Consider the following 24,283-nt stretch of genomic DNA (forward strand, 5'->3'; position numbering starts at 1 on the left):
GACGTACGTTAATACGTAGTTGTTCGGCTTATAATTAATGATATTGTCGAATAATTAATTTTGTCAAAACTCAAACCTTAGGAGCGAATAAAAGTATATTACAGCTTATGCTAAATACTTTAAAATGTTTCCTATATATTAAACTTTAGATTTATGAAAAGATTTACTCTCGTTTTTTTTGCTCTTTTGAGCTTAAACTTATTTGCTCAAAAAGATTGGATTCGTTATTCGGCAATTTCGCCCGATGCATCTCAAATTGTTTTCGCTTATCAAGGCGACTTATTTATAGTTTCTTCGGATGGAGGAACAGCAGAGCCTCTCTTGCTTAGTGAGGCATATGAATCTAATCCCGTATGGTCCAATGATGGTAGTAAGTTGGCTTACACCTCTGATTTATATGGTAATTTCGATATTTTTATTTTTGATTTTGCAAGCCGAAAAAGTTATAGAATTACTTATCACTCGGCTAAGCAAGTACCTTGGACATTTTCTCCTGATGATAAATTTGTTATTTTTTCAGCTACGCTGGATGATAATGTAAAGAATGCTCAATTTCCTTACGGATTATTAACTGAGCTTTATAAAGTACCTGTTACTGGTGGACGTATTAAACAATGTTTGACCACTCCTGCAGAAAATGTCCAATTAAGTAAAGATGGTTCAAAAATACTCTATCACGATGTGAAAGGATATGAAGATCCGTGGCGTAAGCACCATACTTCTTCGGTAACTCGCGATATTTGGATTTACGATAAAATTACCGGAAAACATACTCAGTTGAGTACTTTTAAAGGCGAAGATCGTAATCCGGTTTTTGCTGATAGTGAAGAAAAAATGTTTTTTCTTTCAGAGCGAAGCGGAAGTTTTAATGTTTATGAAAAAGAACTCACTGCCGATAGTCCGGAAGTCCAATTAACGAATTTTGAAAATAATCCTGTACGATTTTTAAGTATAGCCGATAATAATACATTGGCATTTATTTATGACGGTGGATTATATACAAAAAGTGAAGGTGCTGATGCTAAAAAGTTAGAGTTAACAATTCCTAAGTTTAAGGAAGTAGCTCAATCAATTCCAAAATCATTCTCAAAAGATGCTACTGAAATGAATGTCTCGCCAAATGGTAAAGAAGTGGTGTTTGTTGTGCGTGGTGAAGTGTTTGTTACATCTGTAGAATTTGCAACAACCAAGCGCATTACAAATACGCCGGAACAGGAGAGGAGCGTTAGCTTTAGTCCCGATGGTAAATCTATTCTTTATGCTTCTGAACGTAATGGTAGCTGGGGTATTTATGAAACTAGTCTGGTGTTTGACGATGAGGACGCCTTTGCCACAGCTACTGTTTTAAAAGAAAAAGTTATATTGGCAAATGATAAAAATACTTTCCAACCCGAATATTCTCCCGATGGAAAAGAAATTGCTTTTTTAGAAGAACGTACGGAACTAAAAGTGATAAATCTTGAGACTAAGGCTCAACGCAGCATTTTATCAGGCGACTATAATTATTCTTATTCCGATGGCGATCAGTGGTATCAATGGTCACCCGATGGTAAATACTTTTTGGTAAGTTATTTGGGTGGAAAACGCTGGGTTGATGAAGTTGGTTTGGTTGATGCCAAAGGTGGAGTAGAACCAATTAATTTAACTTTAAGCGGATATTCCGATTCTAATCCAAAATGGATAATGAATGGAAACGGTATGTTGTGGATTTCTGACCGTAATGGTATGCGAAGTCACGGTAGTTGGGGTTCAAAACGCGATGCTTATGCTATGTTCTTTAATCAGGAGTTTTATGAGAAATTTACGATGACAAAAGAAGAATATGAAGCAAAATATGATAAGAAGAAAGACGACGATAAAGATAAAACAGAAGATACTAAGACTTCTAAAAAGAAAAAAGATAAGGATGTAGATGAAGAAGAAAGCGTTGTCTTAAACTTAGAGAACCTTGAAGATCGTATAAGTCGGTTAACAATTAACTCTTCTAGTTTAGGCGATGCCGTACTTACAAAAGACGGGAAGAATTTATTCTATCTCAGTAGTTTTGAAAAAGGATATGATTTGTGGTTGCATAAATTTAAAGAAAAAGAAACAAAACTTGTTCTTAAACTCAATGGTCGTGGCGGCCAGTTGAAAATGGATAAAGACGGTAAAAACTTATTCCTTCTTTCGGGTGGAAGTATCATGAAATTGGATATAAAAAATATTGATAAACCGGTAAAAAAGAATATTGCTTTTAAAGCGGAGATGGATTGGAATCCTGCTGCTGAACGTGAGTATATTTTTAATCATACTTGGAAACAGGTTAATGATAAATTTTATGCTCCTGATTTTAAAGGTGTCGACTGGAAAATGTATAAAGAAATCTATAAAGCCTTTTTGCCCAGCATAAGTAATAATTATGATTTTGCAGAACTTTTAGGCGAAATGCTAGGCGAATTGAATGGTTCGCATACCGGAGGGCGTTATTCGCATCATAGCAACGGAGATGCCACAGCTAGTTTAGGTGCTTTTTACGACTTATCGTTTAGGGGGAAAGGCTTGAAAATTGCCGAAATTTTAGAAAAAGGACCATTAGATAAATCTGATTTAGATATTTCTGTTGGCGATGTAATCGAACAGATTAACGGTGTAGATATTCTTCCCGAAGTAAATTATTTTAAATTACTGAATAAACTCGATGGCAAGAATACGCAATTGAGAATTTATCATCCAACAACTCAAAAGTCTTCAATAGTAGTTATGAAACCGATAAGTCAGCGTAAAAAATCAGCTTTGCTATACGACAGATGGACTAAATTTATGCGCGAAGAAACAGCTCGCCTTTCTGATGGGAAAATTGGTTACGTACATATTAAAGGAATGAACGATGCCAGCTTCCGCGTTGCTTATTCCGAAATTTTAGGTAGGAATGTAGATAAAGAAGCTATTATTGTTGATACTCGTTTTAACGGTGGTGGTTGGCTGCATGATGATTTAGTAACTTTATTAAGCGGAAAACGCTATGTTGATTTTGCCCCTCGTGGACATTATATTGGCTCAGAACCAATGGAAAAATGGTATCGTCCTTCTGTAGTTTTAATGAGCGAAGGGAACTATTCCGATGCTCACGCTTTTCCGTATGTATACAAGGTTTTGAAGATTGGTAAATTGGTTGGAATGCCTGTTCCCGGTACTATGACTGCCGTTTGGTGGGAACGCCAAATAGATCCTACTATTGTTTTTGGAATACCGCAAATGGGAGTTTGGGATTTGAATGGTAATTATTTAGAAGGACAACAGTTAGAACCAGATGTTAAAGTGGCTCAGGATAAAGAAAAAATAAGTCAAGGTATTGATCAGCAACTAATGAAAGCGGTAGAAATATTGCTCGAAAAATGAGTTTACAAGCCTCGATAATGTCAAAAATATAAAGAAGGATGTCAAAATTATTGATAAAAAATATGGTTTGTCCGCGCTGCATTCTTGCGGTGCGGGCAATTCTTGATGAGATGAATATTCCGACTATCGACGTTCAATTGGGAGAAGTATGGTTGAAAAGAGAGTTGCAGGAAGATGAAAGAGAAGTTTTAAAATCTAAATTAGAAGATGTAGGCTTTGTTTTGCTCGATGATGCTAAAAAACAGCTTATCGAAAAGATTAAAACCTTGTTAATTAGCTTAGTACATAATTCTGACGGAGAAATGAATCTCAATTATTCAACTTATTTATCAGAAAGTATAGGTAAAGATTATCGCTATTTAAGTAATCTGTTCTCATCGCAATTGGGAATGACTATTGAGAAATATATTATTCAGTTAAAAGTGGAAAAGATAAAAGAATATATTTCTTACGATGAGCTTAGTATTAGTGAGATAGCTTATAAAATGAACTATAGTAGTCCGGCTCATCTAAGTCGTCAGTTTAAACAAGTTTGTGGTCTTTCTCCCAAAGAATATAAAAATCAAATGGGCAATCAGCGGAAGCCGTTAGATCAGATTTAGTATTAATCAAAAAACTCTTGATATACTTAGTTTATGACCGACATTGAAGAATTATTTATCGAATCCTTGAAAGATCTTAGGGCAAAGATTGAAGATCCCCAAAAATATAATAACCTAAAGGCTTCTGGAGTTTTGCGATTGCTTCTTATGGACGATAATCCTTTATTACATCAAGCTAATAGACTTCATAGAATTCCAATTAATTTTGTTACTCGAAAAACAAGGACTATTAAACCTTTCCCAGGGTTGCTCTTTTCCGAAGGAATTGTTCCGGTGGAAAATGAAAATCTAAAAGATTTGGAAACATTGAAATTAGACCATTTTTTAGAGAAAGTTTGTTTAATATATCACACAAATGTTTATACTGTCAAAGATATTATCAAAATAAATGCTCACATAAAAGGAGGGGTACACGCCGGCAAACCAAAAGATTTAATAGAGAAAGAAGCTCTTAATTTAAGTGCATACGGACCGAGTGTGGGATATAAAGAAGGTGCTCCTATGGATATGGTTGTTTCTTTGATTTATCCAATTTCTAAAATTGTAACGAAATCGCTTGAAACATTAGAAAACAAAATAATAGAAAAATATAAATAACTACTCACTACAAAGAATTGAGTCAAAACTCAATAGGTACCATCGGTACTAAAGCTTGGTAAAAAAGAATATCTCTAAATCCCTCTCGTCCCGTATGGGACGAAACGATATTGTGTAGCATTTATTACCTTGCTTTTATCCCTACGGGATATAAAAAGCTTTCAGTATTCCGTGTTCGTTTTCACAAGTAAAGTAGTCCAAGATATTCTTGCTCGGACTAATCTCCCGATTAGTCTGTACTTATGTATTTGTCTCTGACAAATAATATCGGTCAGAAGACCCTTATATGAATGAAACTTAATCGGGAGATTAAATTTAGCCCCTCAAATTTCTGAAAATCTGATAACTTTTATGTGAAAAGGTGCTCGTTTGTAACGGAGAACCAGTGCTATTTTTGTTGAAAAAATAAAGCTATGAAAACTTACACCTTTTTTGTTGAAAATCTAAAGTGCGGAGGCTGTGTTAAAACTATCAGCAAAGCAATAAATAAATTCTCCAGTGTCCAAAACCTTAGTGTTGATGCTGAAAGTTCTAAAATCACTGTTGAATTGGATGGTGCTGATAATCAGTTGGATCATATAAAACGGGCACTATTTAAAATAGGCTACCCTGAAATGGGATCTTCAAACAATATGTTTACGGAGGCGAAATCGTATGTTAGTTGTGCCATCGGACGAATGGGTATTTAAATTGCTGAATATTAATTTTTGGTTTTTTTGTCAGCTTATATTAGTCTTAGTAAAATAGATTAGCCTATACATATAAAATCTTTGGTTTATCAGGCTAATTTCTGAAAATGATTTATATTAATTCTAAACTAAGCATGATTTAGCAATATTATGTAAAAATCAATCTTATTCATGCATAATATTTTTTTCCTTTTGACTACATTTGTGTCCGATTTACTTAAAAACAAAAAAAACCTAAATATTTTATTATGGCATACGATATTGATATGATTAAGGGCGTTTATGCCCGTATGGCAGAGCGCGTTGATGCTGCTCGTAAGTTGGTTGGAAAACCTCTAACTTATACGGAAAAGATACTTTATTCTCACCTCGATGAGGGTATTCCAACAGTAAAGCATAAACGTGGAGAATCTTATGTAGATTTTAATCCCGATCGTGTGGCAATGCAAGATGCAACGGCTCAAATGGCTCTTTTGCAGTTTATGCAAGCCGGAAAAGCAAAAGTTGCAGTTCCATCAACCGTTCATTGCGATCATCTTATTCAAGCAAAAATTGGTGCTAACGAAGATTTGGCTACCGCCGAAGTAACCAATAAAGAAGTTTATGATTTTTTAGGATCTGTATCGAATAAATATGGTATTGGATTTTGGAAGCCGGGAGCTGGTATTATTCATCAAATTGTATTAGAAAATTATGCTTTCCCCGGTGGAATGATGATAGGTACCGATTCTCATACTGTTAATGCAGGAGGTTTAGGAATGGTTGCTATTGGTGTTGGTGGTGCCGATGCTGTTGATGTTATGGCTGGTATTCCTTGGGAACTAAAATTCCCAAAACTGATTGGTGTTAAATTAACCGGTAAACTAAGTGGTTGGGTTGCTCCTAAAGATGTTATTTTAAAAGTGGCCGGTATCCTGACTGTAAAAGGAGGAACAGGTGCAATAGTTGAGTATTTTGGCGATGGTGCCGATGCTATTTCTTGTACAGGAAAAGGAACTATTTGTAATATGGGTGCTGAAGTAGGAGCTACTACATCTATTTTTGCTTATGGTAAAAATATGGCAGAATATCTTCGCGCTACCGACCGTGCAGATATTGCAGATGAAGCTGATAAAATGACTGCTTACCTTAGAGCTGATGACGAAGTTTACGCTAATCCTGAAAAATATTACGATGAAATAGTAGAAATTAATTTAAATGAATTAGAACCTCATTTGAATGGTCCGTTTACTCCCGATAATGCAACTCCTATTTCTGAATTTGCAAAAGCCGTTAAGGAAAATGATTGGCCAACAAAAATGGAAGTAGGTTTGATAGGTTCTTGTACTAACTCTTCTTACGAGGATATTAGTCGTGCAGCTTCTATTGCTAAGCAGGCATCGGATAAAAATCTTGAGGTAAAAGCCGATTTTCGTATTACTCCCGGTTCGGAGCAAGTTCGTTATACCGTTGAACGTGATGGTTTAGTTTCGATATTTGAAAATATTGGCGGTGTGGTTTTAGCTAATGCTTGTGGTCCTTGTATTGGTCAATGGGCTCGCGAAGGAGCTGAGAAAGAAGAGAAAAATGCTATCATCCATTCATTCAATAGGAATTTTTCTAAACGTGCCGATGGTAATCCAAATACCTATGCTTTTGTAGCTTCTCCTGAATTAGTAACAGCTATGACTATTTCAGGTAGTATGCTTTTTAATCCTCTAAAAGATAAGCTTATCAATAAAGATGGTGTTGAAGTGATGTTGGATGAGCCAACAGGCGATGCATTGCCAAAAAATGGTTATGCTGTTGAAGATAACGGATTTGTTGCTCCTGCTGAAGATGGAAGTAAAGTCGAAGTAGTTGTTAGTCCTAGTTCAGAGCGTTTACAAATTTTAACTCCTTTTAAAGCCTGGGATGGTAAAGATTATAAAGGAATGCATTTGCTGATTAAAGCTAAAGGAAAATGTACTACCGACCATATTTCGATGGCAGGTCCTTGGTTGCGCTATCGCGGACATTTAGATAATATTTCAAACAATATGCTAATTGGTGCTGTTAATTATTTTGGTGAAATGACTAACGAAGTTGTTAATCAATTGAATGGCGAAAAAGGAGAAGTTCCTGCAGTAGCTCGTGCTTATAAAGAAGCAGGAATGGGTTCTATTGTTGTTGGCGATGAAAACTATGGCGAAGGATCAAGTCGTGAGCATGCCGCTATGGAGCCTCGCAATTTAGGTGTAAAAGTAGTTTTGGTGCGTTCTTTTGCTCGCATCCACGAAACTAACCTTAAAAAGCAGGGTATGTTGGCTATTACTTTTGACAATAGAGCTGATTATGATTTGATACTCGAAGATGATAAAATTGATGTTATTGGTTTAACTGAATTTGCTCCCGGAAAGCAACTTACTGTTGTTTTAAATCATGCCGATGGCACTAAAGATGAAATCTTAGTTAATCATACTTATAATCAAAATCAAATAGACTGGTTTAGAGCCGGTAGTGCATTGAATTTGATTAAGCAGCAAAACGCTTAAAGATAGAAGGGATGGTTTATTGAATGATAAACTATCCCTTTCATTTTTTGTTGTTTAAAAGCATTCTAAATTAGTAATTAAGATACGGATTACTTTAATGTTTAGTAAATTCGCGATTTAAACCATAATCATATTCATGGCTAAAGTTGTAACCTTATCAGAAGCATCCTCTCTGGCTATTCATGCCGTTGTTCTAATAGCCGGCTCCGAGAAACTAGTGAACGTAAATAAAATTGCTGAGGCTACAGCATCTAGTAAGAATCATTTGGCAAAAGTAATGCAACGACTAGTGAAAAGTAGTTTGGTTAGCTCAACACGTGGTCCTGCGGGTGGTTTTGTCTTGAAAAAGCCGGCTGATGAAATTACTCTTTATGATATTTATTTTGCTGTTGAAGGTCCTATAGAATTGCAAGATTGTCCGCTGGATCGTCCTATTTGTCCTTTTGATAAATGCATAATGGGTGGTATTATTCATAAACTCACCAACGATTTCAAGAAGTATTTAATAGAATCGAAAGTATCTAAGTTTATTTAAAGATTTTAATTTATTTTGTAACTTTTGGTTTTTAGCCTTATTAGTTCGAATATTAAGATAGTTGTTGCCGTACCAATTATACTGGCTAATAAAACCATATTGATAATGAGGATACTTTTTTTGCTTTTTTCTAATATCATACTACGGAATCACCTATTTATTTACTTCCAGCTTAAGTTCACCTTCAATCTTGTCTAAGGTGTTCAGATCAGCACGATTAATACGCTCAGCATTGTCTTCAATAATATTAGGAATTTCCATCTTTTTAGCTACCCAAAGGTGATAAATGGCCTTTGTGTGGTTCTTATCTTTGTAATAAAGGTAGACTTCGAGATAGCCTTCTGCAATATTTTTCTTATCCTGAATTGTGAGGTTTTTAAGATTGCCTTCAAGGGCAGGTAAATTAATCTCTCTTCCGGTAATTACTATTTCAGGATTGGGCGATAAGCTTTTATTAGCTTTATAAATAAGTGGCCAGAAGCTAGCTTCTTTATAATAATCTTGAGCAATACGGTATAAATAATCGCCATTTTTAAGCGTGTACTTGCTAGCTGCTACTCCTCTAACTATTTTCTTTTCAGACGTTTTTATGGCTTCTTTCTTTTGCTCTGTAGTTGGAGTTTCTGTTGTAGGTTTTTTTACTTCCAATGGAGTTTCTGTTGTAGGCTTCTCTTTCAGTTCAGTATCTGATGTGTCTGAAGCTGACCAGAATAAGTAAAATAGAATAATAAATAGAAAGAGGATAATTGGCCATATCCATTTGGTTATCGGTTTTTTTTGTTTTGTAACAGACGACTGTACCTTTTCGGGGACTTTATCTATTTTGGAAGCCTCTTCCTTTTTTCTCTCTACTTCAGGAACTAATGCTTCTGTTTGTTTAGTTTGAACTGATTTTGCAATAGGGATAGAACTATCTTTTGCTTTTGGAGTAGTAATTTCTTCTTCAAGGTCTTTCTTTGGTGCTTCAAAAGGTATAGGCTTTAGCTGGGAATAGTGTCGATTAATGTGATTCCTTAAAGAGACTTGAGGCTTAAAGTTTATCGTGTTGTGTCCTGGAATATCAATAGTTTCTCCACTTTTAGGATTATGTCCTTTTCTTGCTTTATGCCATCTTAATGAAAAGCGTCCTAAACCACTTATACTACTATGAGCATCTTTTTGTAGCCCTTCTTGATTTAATGCAACGGTTTCTATTAGAAGATCGTGAATGAGCTTTTTTGAAGTCCTTGTTTCTGTTGCTATCTTCTCAACAAGACGGCTAAATGTCATTTTCTTTTTCATTTCTCGATTCGTTTAGTTTTTAATGCATTTTTGATGGATAAACTTGGACGGAAACGGATAATGCGTTTAGGTGGTAACAGAAAATATTGTTTGTGAAAAGGATTGTAAGATTTCTTATTTTTTATTTTTACAGTCGAAAATGTGCCTAAATCGAGGATTGATATTGAGATATCTTTATCGAGAGTTTCTTTGATAATATTTACGCTGCTTTTTAATAGCCGTTTTGTTTCAACCTGTGTAATGCCTAAGCGCGAAGAGAGATTTCGGATTAACTCTACTTGTGTCATAATAGCCTCCTGTATTAAATTTGTTGATATGAAAAAATCTAATGTGTTAGCAGGCAACAATATAAGGAATTAAACAGAAGATTTCAAGTTAAAATAACAGAGGGTTGTACTTTGTGTAGGAGTGATTATTCTTTGCGTTTGAAAACATATTTATATTCACTTTTGGCTTGATCATCAATTCCAATAAATTCACTACTGTATTCAAGAATCAGTTGGTTTTTAACTTGTGTTTTCTTTATGTATAAATTGTTTAGGTTACAATAAAACTGATAATTTGGGGATTCATTATCTCCAAAAAGAAAGAATCTGTTTTTACAGAAGCTAATTTTTATATCATACTTTTCATCTGGTATAGTCGCTCGACTGCTAATGCCACCAATATAGTTCTCAAACTCTCCAAAGTAATAAGGAACGATATAATTCGTATCTCTTTCAACTTCAAGAGTTTTGTTATTTACAGATGCAATTACTTGAACAGAATCGTTAATTATTAGTTTTAAAGCGTATGCTGATTTCGAAGATTTTTGAGTTATTTCAGGCTCAGGTCCAAAATCATTATAATAATTATAATATGAATAGGAAATACTATCATTTTCATACGAATAGGAGATAGAACTACTCCTTGATGTTTCGAAGCTATATGAGGATGACTCGTTTATATCCATCTCTTCCAAAACCCATTCCCCTTTTAAAAAAGCATATTCGTCAGTAAAAATGTCTTTAATCTTTTCGCAAGAAACCAAAACAAAAAGAAGGAAGGAAATCGTAAAAATATTTATTATAAAATTTAGATATTTCATGCTGTACTTTTTAAATCATTGAATTACTGTTTTCGCTTAAAAGTGTATTTATATTCACCCAAATAGTAAGTTTCCGGTTCAAAAATTTTAGAGGTATATTCAATGACTAGTTTATTTTCTTCTTGATCTTTTTTTATATACAAGATGTTTTTGTCATTTGGCCTTTCACCTATGATAAAGATATTATTCTTTCCAAAAGATATTTTTACTGCATAATACTCAACCGGTATAGGAGCCATAAAAGACCTTTTGTTGTCGTAATCTCCTATTTCATAGCCGACTAGAAATGCAGTGTCTAATTCGAAACCATATAATAGATTACTTACTTTCGAGCTTACTTTAATGGAATCAGTTATTGATAATTGGAGCAGATAAGAATATTTTATGGTATAGGAAGTATCTGAAACGACTTCATCATCCTCTTTCTGGAAATCCTTGTGACTACAGAGTAGACTATCTTCGGTATAAGAACAACTCAAAGTATGAGACCAAGCATCTTCTGGATATTGTGAACCAGAACGGGATTGGTTAATTTCAATATCCTCCAAAACCCATTCTCCTTTAAGAAAAGCGTATTCGTCAGTAAAAATGTCTTTATTCTTTTCGCAAGAAACCAAAACAAAAAGAATGAAGGAGAGAGAAATAAAATTTATAATTAATTTTTGAAATTTCATTGTGAACTTTTTTAATCATTTAATTGCTATTTTCTTTTAAAAGTGTATTTACAGTTATGAATACTCCCATAGGGCTCTTGACCAGAAATAATCTTGTATTCTAATACCAATTGATTTTCTATTTGAGTCTTTTTAGCATAAAGGATACTTGAACCTATATTTGAATAAGTCGCCCCCGAAATTGCTACCCTGTTCTTGCCAAATACAAACATTACGGCATAATTTTCCAGTGGATAATTCATATATTCCATATTAGGGTCATTAGTTATTCCTTCAGTAATATATGAAATACGATAACTTGTATCATTATTCACTCCTAATTCATGATTTCTGAAGTAGGCTTCTATTAAAACATCTTTATCAATATTTAAAGAAAAGTTAAAGGCGTATTTTGTAATATCTGGAGCTAAATATTCCCAATCGACCTTTTGAGAAACTGTTCTGACTAGGCTGTCATTTTCTAATCGATGACTAATAAAATAGGAGCTCCCTTCAATATCATTCTGGCTGCCTTTAGAAACTTGAATGCTGTCAATAACCCATTCCCCTTTTAGAAATGCATATTCGTCAGTAAAAATGTCTTTAATCTTTTCGCATGAAGTGAGAAGAAATAGAAGGAAAAAGACTTGTAACAGAACCTGAGAAATAAAAAATCGACTTGTTTTCATAATGCACTAATATTAAGAATGTATATGCCGAAAAGGCTTTATTATCCTATCTCCTAAGTAATTAACGCAAAACGAATCTCAATCCCGGTATTGATTGAATTTCTCGAGCTTCTAAGATACATAAATCAAAAAAGGAAAATCAAGTTTTTATAGAAATAATGAAGTGTGAGCAATCTGTAATTGTAAATTTCTCCCGCTGATTTCGCAGATAAGCGCAGAAGAAGATTTTAATACTGTAATACCATATCAGCGTAAATCAGCGAAATCAGCGGGATTATTTTTTATTCTGCCTTTCCGGTTTAACCGAGATTAAAACAGCCAAATGGTCTGAAATAGGTTTTCCGCTTTTAAGTTTGTCGTTTAAATGTTGATAGGAGAGGACTACTAGTTTTTTAGTAAAGAAATAGTCTATCTTTTTATCAGAAACAGCTGTAAAACCATTAAAAGTACCAGCAGGACCTCTATTCTTTTCTATCGAAATTAGTTGGGCATCCTCTAGTTGTTGACTTAACTCAAGAATTGGCTTTTCGTTTGGACTAAGATTAAAATCGCCCATTAGCACAACAGGATAGTCCTGCGTATTTAGCTGATGGATTTTATCTAAAATGAGCTGAGCGGAGTTTTCTCTAGCAACTTCTCCTATATGGTCGAAATGGGTATTGAAAATCCACATCCTTTCTTTTGTTATTTGGTTTTCAAAGAGGCCGTATGTGCAAATTCTTTTGAGAGCGGCATCCCATCCTATAGAAATTAATTCTGGTGTTTCAGAAAGCCAAAAGGTAGAGCTAACAATTAATTTATACTTTGTTGTGTCGTAAAAAAGAGCACTGTATTCCCCTTTTTTAAGTCCATCTCTCCCCACTCCAATATACTTATAGTCTACAAGACAACTGTCTATATATTTAACTTGATTGTAGAGTCCTTCTTGAATTCCTAAGATAGTGGGTTTATAATCATTTATCAGTTTTATCACGCCCGTTTTACGATTTTGCCAGTTGTTTTCAGTATCCCAAGTATTGTCGTATCTGATGTTGTAGGTCATAAGTGCTGTTGTTTGACTTAATCCACTCATCGAAATTAGAAGAAATGTAATAAAAGTAAATAGTGGTTTTTTAAACTCAGACATTTTAATTTTTCTATTTTTTTGATAAAGGTAGCATTTATTGAAAAAGCAGCGTGACACGTAAAGCAGTATCAAATTGAAGACTTGTTGGCATATTGAATGTAATATTTAAATGACTAAATGTAATGTAGACTTGACATAAAGAAGTAAATACATTACATTTGTACTTTAATTACTAAAACAGATAGCTATGAAAACAAATTATTTATTGCCAAATAAATTTAAGAAGATAGGCTGGATAATCTTTGTCCCTTCATTAATAGTCGGGATTTTATGGCTAATCTTTAAGTTTGAACCTAATTTCCTCAATGTGAAAGTGCTTAGTTTTTTTAATGATGAACTTTTTAAATCTTTAGAATTCATTGTAGTTGTGGAAAACAATATAGCCGACGAGATTCTTGGAGTCTTAATTATTATTAGTGCTTCTTTTATTGCTTTTGCTAAAGAAAAAAACGAAGATGAGTTTATCTCTAAGCTTCGACTGGAATCATTGGTTTGGGCTACCTATGTAAATTATGCCATTTTAATTCTCGCTTTAATTTTTGTGTATAATATGAGTTTTTTCTGGGTAATGGTATTCAATATGTTCACCGTCCTTATCTTTTTTATTATTCGGTACAATTGGGCACTTTATAAATCTAAAAGGGACTTGAGTGATGAAAAATAGGATCAAAGTAGAAAGAGCCAAAAAGAATATTACTCAAGCTCAATTGGCTGAGATGGTAGGTGTTAGTCGTCAGACCATTAATGCAATAGAATTGGGGAAATATAATTTATCTACAATTCTTGCCTTGAAGATTGCACGTATTTTTGAAACGTCTGTCAACGATATTTTTGAACTTGAAAAAGAGGAATAGGCTATTTCTCTTTGATATAAAAAAAGCTGTCATAACAAATTAAGACAGCTTTGTTCTGTATTCTAAAAATATATTTATCCTTTATAAAAAGGCAGCTTTACAATTTGTGCTTTTAAAAGTTTATTACGGACTTTAATATAAATCTCAGTACCTAATTTATGATATCCTGCTTTTACATAACCCATTCCGATACCTTTATTTAACATTGGTGATTGTGTGCCGGATGTTACCTCTCCAATTGTATTTCCTTCGGCATCGCAAATTGCATAATGTTGTCTCGGAATACCTCTGTCAATCATTTCAAAGGCTTTTAAATAGCGCGATGGTTTATCAGCTTTTAGCTTTTCCATAATATCACGATCGATAAAGTTTTTGCCATCGGCAAACTTGGTAATCCAGCCTAATCCTGCTTCAATAGGAGAGGTTGTATCGTCAATATCGTTACCATACAAACAGAATCCCATTTCTAAGCGGAGTGTGTCTCTGGCACCTAAACCGACAGGTTTAATACCAAATTCGTCTCCTGCTTCCATAATTTTATCCCAAATAATTTGAGCATCTTTATTTTTAATATAGATTTCACAACCGCCGGCTCCGGTATAACCTGTCGTAGAGAAAATTACATCTTTAATTCCTGCAAATTCTATTTGCTTGAAAGTGTAATATTCCATATCAATAACATTAGCAGAAGTAAGTTTTTGCATTGCTTTTAATGCTTTTGGTCCTTGTATAGCCAGTTGACTTATTTCATCGGAGGCATTAATTAATTCTTCACCAATTTTCAAATCAAATTCCTTGGCTTGCTCTACGCACCAATTCCAATCTTTATCAATATTTGCTGCATTAACAACAAGCAGGTAATGATCTTTGGCAAATCTATAAACTAATAGGTCGTCAACAATTCCACCTTTGCCGTTGGGAAAACAGGAATATTGGACTTTCCCATCTATTAAAGCGGATACATCATTGGATGTGATACGCTGTAAAAAATCAAGTGCTTTTGGGCTTTTTACCCAGAATTCACCCATATGTGAAACATCAAAAACGCCTATGGCGTTACGTACTGTTTTGTGCTCAGTCAGTAATCCTTCATATTGTACAGGCATATCAAAACCGGCAAAGGGAACCATTTTGGCTCCAAGTTTTTTATGAATTTGTGTAAATGCAGTTGTTTTCATTTGTAAATGGTTAAAATTCAATAATTTGACTTGATAGTTTTTGGGTGTTAACGTTCACCTAAAAGCTGAACAAAAGTACAAAACTCTTTTCACACTTTATGTTATTTTAAAGAAAGATATTTGATTAGAATACTATTTTTAGTGAGTCAAAATAGTATAGCAATAGAACTCCTGTTAAACTAATGATAAAGAAGTTTTTATGAAAAAATATGAAAAAATAATTAGCTGTAAAGCACCATTGCCGACACTATAAAGTGACCTTCGCTATTCTCTATTGATGTAGAATGATCTATACTGTGAATAATTATATTTGGGCTATTTACTAAAAACTCGTTTAATTCGAGTTCAAGTTCTTCGAAAGCTCTTTCCGGAAAATTACCGGTTTCTTTAAAAAAGAATTTTGTTTTCATAGGTAAAATAATTTAAAACGTGAAGTTAATACATTTTTTCCATAATTCATTGTGTCAGCACATTGAATTTATCATTTTTTTTGAATTTATTTATTTATAGCTTTGACTGATTTTATATTAACCAATAAAAAAACCAATAATGAAACATTTTTCAAGGAAAATCGTGGTTTTGTTAAGCTTTTTATTTTTGCTTATAGTGGGAGTGAAGGCGCAGAAATACAAAACTGCAAAAGTGGCTAATCAAAGTTTGATTGCCATTGCACAAGCCAATTCTGCTAAAGTTAAGGTGCATAAACTTGCACAAACTTTTAGTGGAAAACAAATCAGTATTTATGAGTTTGGTACGGAAACGAAGAATAAACAAAAGCTTAAGCCTGCTATTTTTATTATGGCTAATGCCGAAGGAAATGTACCAATCGCTACAGAAGCAGCTCTTGTACTTGCCAAAGAATTGGTAAAAGATAAAAATTTAGAGCGTTTTACTTGGTATTTGGTTCCTGTTTTAAATGCAGATGCCTTAGATCATTATTTTGAAAATCCTTTGTGGAACAATACACGTAATGCTCGCCCACATAACGACGATATGGACGATGCAATAGATGAAGATGGGCCTGATGACTTAAATGGTGATGGCTTTATCAGTCAAATGCGTGTTGCAGATCCAATGGGAGTGTGGATTCCGGAAGAAGCAGATGCTCGTTTTATGCGAAAAGCAAATACAGCAAAAGGGGAAAAAGGAATTTATAAATTGTATACGGAAGGTGTTGATAATGATGGTGATGGCGTTTATAATGAAGATCCAAAAGGGGGTATAAATAGCGGGATAAATTTTCCGCATTTATTTAAAGCAAACACCGCTACTGGAGGTGTTTGGCCTGGCTCTGAGCCTGAAGTTTATGCTTTGATGAAATTTATTTATGCACATCCGGAAATTGCTGCAACTTTTACTTTTGGTTCAAGCGATTTTTGTATCCAAGTACCACAAGGTGGCCGTCGTGGTAGTGCAGATTTTACCAAGATAAAAATTCCTAAACGCATGGCAGAACAATTTGGTGCCGATCCTGATCGTACTTATACAATGGATGAAGTTATTGAGTTGGCTCAGCCAATGATTCCCGAAGGAATGGAATTAACACCTGCAATGGTAGCCGGATTTCTTGGGCTTGGAGCAGCTGTAAATCCTTTAGCAGAAGATTTGAACTTCTATAAAGAACTAAGTAAACAGTATAAAGAATATCTTAAAGCTAAAGGCTTTAATGTAGAACGTATGGCTTCCGAAAGAGCAAAAGATGGTTCTTTTGAGTTGTGGTCGTATTACCATTTAGGGATTCCTACTTTTAGTATGAATTTCTTTACACTTCCAAAAGCAGAAAAAGAGAAGAACAAAGTAGGAAGTGGTGTTAGCCTTGATGATGTAGAAAAGATGAGTGCCTCTGATTTTGTTGCCCTTGGTGAAGAGAAAATAGCTTTATTCCTAAAAGAAAATAATGCTCCAGAACGTTTTTCTGCTGCCAAAATAGTAGAAATGATGAATGCCGGTCAAGTTGCTCCTGCTCAAATGGTAGGGATGATGAAACAAATGCCAAAGCAAGAGAAAGAAGACGAGCTAAACGAAAAGACAAAAGCGTTTATTGCCTACGATAAAGAGGTGTTAAACGGAGATGGCTTTGTGAATTGGACTTCATTTGAGCATCCAACATTGGGAACAGTAGAAATTGGAGGCGAAAAAGCCTATGTTAGATCAACACCTCGCTTTGAGGAATCCGAGAAACTTATCAGCATACAAATGCCTTGGGTATTTGAGTTAGCTGCAAAACTTCCACGTTTAAGTATTCTGAAGACGGATATTGAAGCTATTTCAGCAAATATTTATAAAATGAATGTTTGGGTTCAAAATGAAAATTATTTACCTTTTCCAACGGCTATGGGTTCTCGTAATAATAGGCCTGCACCGGCAATTCTCCTTATCGATGGTGAAAATGTGAAGCTTGTAAATGGAAAGGCACGAACACCAATAAATAAAGTTGGAGGATTTAAGGCGGTTAAGCTTTCTTTTTTAATTCAAGCAAAAAAAGGGGCAGAAGTTTCTTTGAAATTGGAAAGTAAATTTGCTGGTAATGATAAAGTGAAAGTTACTTTATCTAAATAGCAGAAAAAATTGTATCACAGCAAAAAAATTAGAAATGAAAAATTTAAATAAAAATATATTCTTATCTCTGCTGCTTTCTGCTTTATTTATAGGAAATGCAGCAGCTCAAAAAACCGAAGTGCCTTTGCGCTTCGATCATTATTATACTTATGCTCAGATTGTTGATGCGGTAAAATCATTAAATATAGCTTATCCTAATTTAACCAAAACTGTTTTGGTTGGTAAAAGCGATGAGCAGCGTGATATTTGGGCTTTGGAAATAAACAATCCCAAAACAGGAAAAGCAAGTGAAAAGCCAGGCGTTTATGTTGATGCGAATATTCATGGAAACGAAATACAAGCCGGAGAAGTAGCCTTGTATTTTGCCGATTACTTACTTAAAAATTATGGGCAATTAAAAGATATTACGGAAATTGTTAATCGTAATGCATTTTATATTGTTCCTGTAGTTAATGTCGATGGTCGTTATCATTTTATGGCTGACGGAAATACAATGCACAGTAGTCGTTCTTTACGTATTCCTAAAGATGATGATCGTGATGGTTTGTTCGATGAAGATATGTACGACGATTTGGATGGTGATGGTAATATTTGTCAGATGCGCAAAAAAGTTGAAGGTGGAAATTATAAGCTTGATGCTGAAGATCATAGAATTATGGTGCGTATTCGCGATGGAGAAAAAGGCGATTACGTATTGCTTGGACAAGAAGGTATTGATAATGATGGAGACGGTAGAATAAATGAAGATACCGAAGGTTATGTTGATCCAAACCGGAATTGGGGCTTTAATTGGCAACCTAATTATGTACAACGTGGAGCCGGAGATTTCCCTTTTGAAGGAGTTGGTTTAAAAGCATTAGCCAAATATATTGCTGAACGTAAAAATATTATTATCGTTTACGCTTTTCACAATAATGGTGGTATGTATTTACGTGGTCCTAGTACTAAAGATGCGGGTCCTTTATTAGCAGCTGATATTGCTGTTTACGATGTTTTAGGCAAAAATGCTGAAAAAATAGTTCCCGGTTATCGTTATCTTATTTCTTGGAAAGATTTATATTCTACTTATGGCGATTTTACGGATTTTACTTATGAAGCATTTGGTGCTTTCGGTTTTGTTGGAGAGTTGTTCCAACGTGATTCGGAAACTTACAATACTGATAAAAAGAAGGATGCTCCCGAGGCTGGATTTGGTCGTGGAATCAATACTGAACGTGAGCGTGAATTATTAAAATTTAACGATCATTTAGTGCATGGAAGCTTGTTTAAGGAATGGACTCCCTATAAACATCCTGTTTATGGCGATATTGAAATAGGAGGTTGGATTAAATACAGCTCTCGTATGCCACATACTTTTATGTTGCCCGATTTAGTGCATCGTAATGCTTCTGCTGTAATTTATGCAGCATCTCAAACTCCCGATGTAAGTATGGAGGTTTTTAAAACCGAAAAGATTGGTAAAAATCTAAATCGTGTTTATGTGCGTTTACGCAATTCTAATGCTATTTCTACGATGACTGCTCATGCAGTGAAAACTAAATTATATCCGCAAGATATGCTTAAAGTTAGTAATGCTAAAGTGGTTGCCGGTGGTAAATTAAAGAATAAATATACTGCTGATATTCAGTTTAAAGAGTATAAACCGGAAGTTCAGTTTCTTACTGTTCCAGGTTATACAACGGTAGAATATGCTTTTATTATTGAGGGTAAAGGCAATGTAGAATTTAGCTACGAATCGCGCAAAGCGAGGAATGTAAAGCAAAGTATTAAATTGTAAGATAAGTATTTTAATACTATTGAAGAATAGGGGTTTGACTGTAAAAGTTAGACCCTTTTTCTTTGAGCTCCTTTGTGCGAACTTTGCGTTACTTAGTGGTTAAATATCTTTTACCACAAAGGCATACGAAGGTTTACACTAAGGATCACAAAGTAATATAAATTGTCTTTTATTTAGTCCGTTTCTTTTTTTTTTTCAATTATAGTTCTCTCTTCCGATGTTTTAATACTTACAGCTCTTGAAATACTATTCTTTCCAAAGCGTAATCGTATGGTGTCCATTGCCTGATACAGCTCAATGTGTTCCGGAATATCATCAAATAAGTTGAGTTGCTGTTTCCCTTGAATCAATTGTCCGATTCTTACTCCAATTAGCCGGATTAGTCTACCGTGTTGGTAAAGTTTGTCGAAAAGTTCCGTAGCTGTTTTGATTACGATGTGGTCAAGTGAAGTGTATGGAATACTTTGTTGCATATTATATGTTTCGAAATTTGAATAACGGATTTTTATACTAATAACACCACTTAGTTTTTGCTGTTTGCGTAATTGAAACATCAGATGACCTACCATTCCAATAATGATATTGTGCATTTTTTTCACATCGCTACTGTCTTCTTCAAACGTACGTTCGCTGCTGATACTTTTTTGCTCGTAATAGCTCCGTACAGGACGATTATCAATACCGTTGGCCTTCTTCCAAATTATAAGACCGTTTTTGCCTAAAATATGTTCAATCATTTCGGGAGATGAGCTACGGAGGCTTTTAATATCAGATATTCCCTTAGAATAAAGTCGTTGAAAAGTCTGCTCTCCGATCATAGGTATTTTCCGTATAGAAAGAGGTGATAGAAAAGATTCTACTCGGTTAAAAGGGATGTATAGCTCGCCATTAGGTTTGGATTCTCCCGTTGCTATTTTAGCTACGGTTTTGTTTATTGAAAGTCCAAAAGAAATTGGTAATCCGCTTTCTTTTATAATTCGCTGACGTAGTTCTTGCGCCCATTTAAAACTGCCAAAGAAGCGATCCATTCCACTAATATCAAGGTAGTGTTCATCGATACTTGCTTTCTCGTAAATAGGAGCGCTGTCGGCAATAATATCGCTTACCAAACGAGAATATTTACTATAGAGTTCCATATTGCCCCGAACTACAATAGCTTCTTTACATAATCGGCGAGCTAGTTTTATAGGCATAGCGGAATGTATACCAAATTTTCGGGCTTCATAGCTGCAACTAGCCACCACACCACGACCTGAAGAACCGCCAATGAGTACGGGTAAACCAATCAGATTGCTGTTTATCAGGCGCTCAACCGAAACGAAAAAAGAGTCTAAGTCGAAATGGGCAATACTCCTGTATTTTCTACTGTCAAACATAAATTTGCTTTCTTTCAGAATTTAATGTATTTTTGATTAAAATATAATCAAAATAGCGATTACAATATAATCAATTTAAAAAAGAAGGGCAAGAAATATTTCAATTTTGTGATTCGATATTTTTTACCACAAAGGAAACAGCAAGGAATTTCACAAAGACTCACAAAGGAAAATAAATAAAAGAAAGGAAGCTGAAATATGCTTTGTGTGACTCTTGTGCAGTACTTCGTGCGACTCTTCGTGCTTAGACATTGTTTTATCATAAAGGGCATTTAAAGGAAATTACAAAGGAAAATTAGGGAAATCGATTAAAAACAAAAAAGATGTCAATATTTAGTCAGAATATAAAAATGCTTCGTAAGCGTAAGCAATTTACACAAGATGAAGTAGCGCAGAGTTTAACAATGAAGCGCTCTACTCTGAGTGGTTATGAAAATGAAGTAGCACATCCCAATATGCAGGTTTTGGTGGCTTTTTCAGATTATTTTAATGTGTCGATAGATACTTTGATTAAGGTAGAATTAAGCAAGCTAACTGAAAGTCAAATAAACCAATTAGAACGTGGCTACGATGTATTCATAAAAGGGAGTAAGTTACGAGTACTTACAACTACTGTTGGTGATGATAATGAAGAGAATATAGAGTTGGTAGCCGAGAAAGCAAAAGCAGGATACACTAGTGGCTTTGCCGATCCGGAATATATTAAAGTATTGCCCACTTTTCGTCTACCGTTTTTATCGAAGCAAAAGAAATATAGAACCTTTCAAATTAGTGGCGATTCTATGTTACCAATTCCCGATGGTGCCTATGTTACAGGAGAGTATGTGCAAAACTGGAATACCATTAAAGACAAAGGTGCTTACATTATTTTAACTCTCGATGATGGTATTGTTTTTAAGGTGATTGAAAATAAGATCAAAAAAGAAAATAAGTTCCGATTGCATTCGCTAAACAGTATTTACGAACCATATGACTTGCTTGTTACCGAAATCAGGGAGGTTTGGCGTTTTGTAAATTATATTAGTTCCGAGATACCTGAAGCTAATGAAATGCGACAAGATATTGTACAGAGTATAGATTCGCTTAGGCGTGAAGTAAAACAAATGCAAATCAAACTGAATTTGTAGGTTATAGAAAGAAAGTGTAACTTTAAATCAGTTATTTGGTACTATTATTGGTGTTTATCATTTAGTAAAGAAGTTGATTAGTCATGGATATTAAACAGTTGCTTATTCAATATTGGGGATATAGTAATTTCCGACCGAAACAGGAGGAGATTATCCAAAATGTATTGGATGGAAAGGATACTCTGGCTTTACTTCCTACAGGTGGAGGAAAATCGATGACTTACCAAATTCCTGCTTTGAAAATGGACGGCTTATGCTTAGTAATAACACCTCTTATTGCTTTGATGAAAGACCAGATAAGGAGCTTGAAAAAACGAAAAATAGAAGCTGTTGTTATTTATTCCGGAATGAATGCTCATCAAATTGATGTGGCTTGGAATCAGTGTACACACGGGGATGCAAAATTCTTATATCTCTCGCCGGAACGACTTGCGAGTCCGCATTTTATAAATCGTATTCCTCAACTAAAAATTAATTTAATTGCCGTTGATGAAGCGCATTGTATTTCTCAATGGGGTTATGATTTTAGACCTTCTTATTTGAATATAAGTAATTTACGTACATATTTACCCAATGTTCCAATATTAGCCTTAACGGCTACTGCAACTTTTGATGTTGTTCAAGATATACAGGAAAAGTTACAATTTAGAAAGCAAAATGTAATCAGAGAATCTTTCAACAGATCTAATTTGGTGTATTTTGTTTCTTTTGAAGAGAATAAAATGGGTACTCTTTTGCGGATGATAAATAAACAAAAGGGTAGTGGAATAGTTTATGTCAGAAGTCGACGTAAAACGGCTGAGATTGCTACTTTTCTGGTTAAGAATAGTATTAGTGCCACTCACTATCATGCGGGCTTAAATAGCTCCGAGCGGGATAGGCGACAAGCTGACTGGATGCAGGGCGAAATAAGAATTATGGTAGCTACTAATGCTTTTGGAATGGGTATTGATAAACCCAATGTGCGTTTTGTTGTGCATATGGATTTACCCGATAATCTTGAATCTTATTTTCAAGAAGCAGGTCGTGCAGGTCGTGATCAGCAAAAAGCCTTTGCTGTACTTCTTTGGGAAAAAGCAGATATTTCCGATTTAAAAAAGAATTTTGAATTGAGCTATCCTCCAATAGAGGCTATTAAAAATACTTATCAGGCATTGGGTAATTATTACCGTCTTGCCGTAGGCTCAGGGAAAGGAGAACAATTTGATTTCGATTTGTCCGATTTTTCTCGAAACTATAATTTTCAACCGAAGGTGACATATAATGCATTAAAATTTTTGGAAAGGCAAGCGTATATAACGTTAAATGAAGGTATTCATTCGCCTACTAAAATTCAGTTTCGTTTAAATGGTAACGATTTATATAAATTTCAGGTAGCCAATGGTCGATACGATATTTTTATCAAATTTTTATTGCGTACTTATAGTGGGCTTTTTGATAGTCCGGTTCGTATTAGTCTTTTGCAGATAGCTAAAGCTTTTAAATCGGAGGCTAAGCAGATTCATTTAATTTTAGAATCCTTACATAAATTGGAGGTGATTAATTATTATCCTGAGAAAACGAAACCGCAAATTACATATCTCACAGAGCGTTTGCCTTTGAGTGATTTGAGGATTTCGCCGGAAATATATAAAAATAGGCGAGCAGTTGCAAAGAATAGAGTAAAGACGGTTATTGATTATACAACGACTACCAATAAATGTCGGAATCAGTTATTGTTAGCATATTTTGGCGAAGACATTGGTACTCGTTGTGGTAAATGTGATGTTTGTTTGCGAAGAAATAATGCAGCATTGAGTGAGCTGGAGTTTGATAATGCTGTTGAGATTATCAAGCCTATATTATCTGTAAGAAATTTAACTTTAGATGAGCTAATATTTGAAACTTCCGGAGAAGATATAGAAAATTTGTTAGCAGCAGTTTCTTGGTTACGTGATAATAATAAAATACGAGAAGACAGTCAGCATCGTTTGTATTGGAATCAGGCAAAGGATTAGTTGATTTTAGAAAAGATTACTAAACCAGTCGATAAGAGCAATCCCCTTCTTTGAAGCAATAATATAGATGATAAGAAGTTGTTCTATTGTAAATAGTACAATGATAACATTTTTTAAACTCCAAGCTTTGTTGTTTGGTGTTTCCATTTATAATTTATGTTTTTCAAGACCTTGTACGGTAAAAATATAGAAAGGTTCCCTTAAAAAAAGCCCTATTCCGAGAGCTCTCGGAATTAGGGCTTTTTTTATTTCTTTAGCGTAA

Annotated in this window: 22 protein-coding genes; 12 read left to right on the top strand and 10 right to left on the bottom strand. The window is 34.5% G+C overall.

Annotated elements, in window-relative coordinates; genetic code table 11:
- The first annotated feature begins 153 nt into the window (after positions 1–153).
- The 6 genes from J7K39_02255 to J7K39_02280 all read left to right on the top strand — a co-directional run bounded on the left by J7K39_02255 (position 154) and on the right by J7K39_02280 (position 8,317).
- Positions 154–3,381, top strand: a complete 3,228-nt coding sequence (locus tag J7K39_02255) for a PD40 domain-containing protein (GenBank protein ID MCD6178702.1) — start codon at positions 154–156, stop codon at positions 3,379–3,381.
- Between the two features lie 38 nt (positions 3,382–3,419).
- On the top strand, positions 3,420–3,983 hold the full coding sequence (locus J7K39_02260) for a helix-turn-helix transcriptional regulator (protein ID MCD6178703.1): 564 nt from the start codon (positions 3,420–3,422) through the stop codon (positions 3,981–3,983).
- Positions 3,984–4,016: 33 nt separating this feature from the next.
- Positions 4,017–4,580 (top strand): hypothetical protein, encoded by a 564-nt coding sequence (locus tag J7K39_02265; GenBank protein MCD6178704.1) that lies wholly within the window; start codon positions 4,017–4,019, stop codon positions 4,578–4,580.
- 413 nt (positions 4,581–4,993) lie between these two features.
- Positions 4,994–5,269: a heavy-metal-associated domain-containing protein gene (locus J7K39_02270; GenBank protein MCD6178705.1), complete on the top strand. Its 276-nt coding sequence runs from the start codon at positions 4,994–4,996 to the stop codon at positions 5,267–5,269.
- 248 nt (positions 5,270–5,517) lie between these two features.
- Positions 5,518–7,782: an aconitate hydratase gene (locus J7K39_02275; GenBank protein ID MCD6178706.1), complete on the top strand. Its 2,265-nt coding sequence runs from the start codon at positions 5,518–5,520 to the stop codon at positions 7,780–7,782.
- A 136-nt stretch (positions 7,783–7,918) separates the two neighbouring features.
- Positions 7,919–8,317, top strand: a complete 399-nt coding sequence (locus J7K39_02280; protein ID MCD6178707.1) for an Rrf2 family transcriptional regulator — start codon at positions 7,919–7,921, stop codon at positions 8,315–8,317.
- A 153-nt stretch (positions 8,318–8,470) separates the two neighbouring features.
- On the opposite strand, the gene J7K39_02285 is transcribed toward J7K39_02280, so the two are convergent.
- From J7K39_02285 to J7K39_02310, 6 genes are all read right to left on the bottom strand, one after another.
- Positions 8,471–9,598 (bottom strand): HU family DNA-binding protein, encoded by a 1,128-nt coding sequence (locus J7K39_02285; protein MCD6178708.1) that lies wholly within the window; start codon positions 9,596–9,598, stop codon positions 8,471–8,473.
- Positions 9,595–9,885: an HU family DNA-binding protein gene (locus tag J7K39_02290; protein MCD6178709.1), complete on the bottom strand. Its 291-nt coding sequence runs from the start codon at positions 9,883–9,885 to the stop codon at positions 9,595–9,597. Before J7K39_02290 ends, J7K39_02285 begins: the two co-directional genes overlap by 4 nt.
- A 125-nt stretch (positions 9,886–10,010) precedes the next feature.
- Positions 10,011–10,685: a hypothetical protein gene (locus tag J7K39_02295; GenBank protein MCD6178710.1), complete on the bottom strand. Its 675-nt coding sequence runs from the start codon at positions 10,683–10,685 to the stop codon at positions 10,011–10,013.
- 23 nt (positions 10,686–10,708) lie between these two features.
- Positions 10,709–11,359 carry a hypothetical protein gene (locus J7K39_02300; GenBank protein MCD6178711.1) on the bottom strand — a complete coding sequence of 217 codons (651 nt, stop codon included), beginning with the start codon at positions 11,357–11,359 and terminating at the stop codon, positions 10,709–10,711.
- A 26-nt stretch (positions 11,360–11,385) separates the two neighbouring features.
- Positions 11,386–12,027, bottom strand: a complete 642-nt coding sequence (locus J7K39_02305) for a hypothetical protein (GenBank protein ID MCD6178712.1) — start codon at positions 12,025–12,027, stop codon at positions 11,386–11,388.
- A 274-nt stretch (positions 12,028–12,301) separates the two neighbouring features.
- A complete protein-coding gene (locus tag J7K39_02310; GenBank protein ID MCD6178713.1) occupies positions 12,302–13,153 on the bottom strand; it encodes an endonuclease/exonuclease/phosphatase family protein in 852 nt (283 codons plus the stop codon).
- Between the two features lie 187 nt (positions 13,154–13,340).
- Between J7K39_02310 and J7K39_02315 the strand changes: the two genes are divergently transcribed.
- Both J7K39_02315 and J7K39_02320 read left to right on the top strand, forming a co-directional pair.
- The gene (locus tag J7K39_02315; GenBank protein ID MCD6178714.1) at positions 13,341–13,817 is read left to right on the top strand and encodes a hypothetical protein; all 477 of its coding nucleotides are present in this window, start codon (positions 13,341–13,343) and stop codon (positions 13,815–13,817) included.
- Positions 13,804–14,007, top strand: coding sequence for a helix-turn-helix transcriptional regulator (locus J7K39_02320; protein MCD6178715.1), 204 nt, complete (start codon positions 13,804–13,806; stop codon positions 14,005–14,007). Before J7K39_02315 ends, J7K39_02320 begins: the two co-directional genes overlap by 14 nt.
- Before the next feature lie 74 nt (positions 14,008–14,081).
- On the opposite strand, the gene gcvT is transcribed toward J7K39_02320, so the two are convergent.
- Positions 14,082–15,185: a glycine cleavage system aminomethyltransferase GcvT gene (gene gcvT, locus J7K39_02325; GenBank protein ID MCD6178716.1), complete on the bottom strand. Its 1,104-nt coding sequence runs from the start codon at positions 15,183–15,185 to the stop codon at positions 14,082–14,084.
- A 221-nt stretch (positions 15,186–15,406) separates the two neighbouring features.
- On the bottom strand, positions 15,407–15,595 hold the full coding sequence (locus J7K39_02330) for a hypothetical protein (protein ID MCD6178717.1): 189 nt from the start codon (positions 15,593–15,595) through the stop codon (positions 15,407–15,409).
- A 139-nt stretch (positions 15,596–15,734) separates the two neighbouring features.
- Between J7K39_02330 and J7K39_02335 the strand changes: the two genes are divergently transcribed.
- On the top strand, positions 15,735–17,744 hold the full coding sequence (locus tag J7K39_02335) for a hypothetical protein (protein MCD6178718.1): 2,010 nt from the start codon (positions 15,735–15,737) through the stop codon (positions 17,742–17,744).
- 34 nt (positions 17,745–17,778) lie between these two features.
- Entirely contained in the window at positions 17,779–19,521 is a 1,743-nt protein-coding gene (locus tag J7K39_02340; protein MCD6178719.1) for a hypothetical protein, read from the top strand.
- A gap of 173 nt (positions 19,522–19,694) precedes the next feature.
- On the opposite strand, the gene dinB is transcribed toward J7K39_02340, so the two are convergent.
- Positions 19,695–20,897, bottom strand: a complete 1,203-nt coding sequence (gene dinB, locus J7K39_02345; GenBank protein ID MCD6178720.1) for a DNA polymerase IV — start codon at positions 20,895–20,897, stop codon at positions 19,695–19,697.
- 323 nt (positions 20,898–21,220) lie between these two features.
- On the opposite strand from dinB, the gene J7K39_02350 reads away from it, so the two are divergent.
- Together J7K39_02350 and J7K39_02355 are read left to right on the top strand one after the other, a co-directional pair.
- Complete coding sequence (locus J7K39_02350) at positions 21,221–22,024, top strand: LexA family transcriptional regulator (GenBank protein MCD6178721.1); 804 nt, start codon at positions 21,221–21,223, stop codon at positions 22,022–22,024.
- 83 nt (positions 22,025–22,107) lie between these two features.
- Complete coding sequence (locus J7K39_02355) at positions 22,108–24,021, top strand: RecQ family ATP-dependent DNA helicase (GenBank protein ID MCD6178722.1); 1,914 nt, start codon at positions 22,108–22,110, stop codon at positions 24,019–24,021.
- A 6-nt stretch (positions 24,022–24,027) separates the two neighbouring features.
- Here J7K39_02355 and J7K39_02360 read toward each other — a convergent pair whose 3' ends face one another.
- Positions 24,028–24,168 carry a hypothetical protein gene (locus J7K39_02360; protein ID MCD6178723.1) on the bottom strand — a complete coding sequence of 47 codons (141 nt, stop codon included), beginning with the start codon at positions 24,166–24,168 and terminating at the stop codon, positions 24,028–24,030.
- Between the last annotated feature and the right edge of the window lie 115 nt (positions 24,169–24,283).

This window comes from Bacteroidales bacterium (assembly GCA_021157585.1).
GTDB lineage: Bacteria > Bacteroidota > Bacteroidia > Bacteroidales > UBA12170 > UBA12170.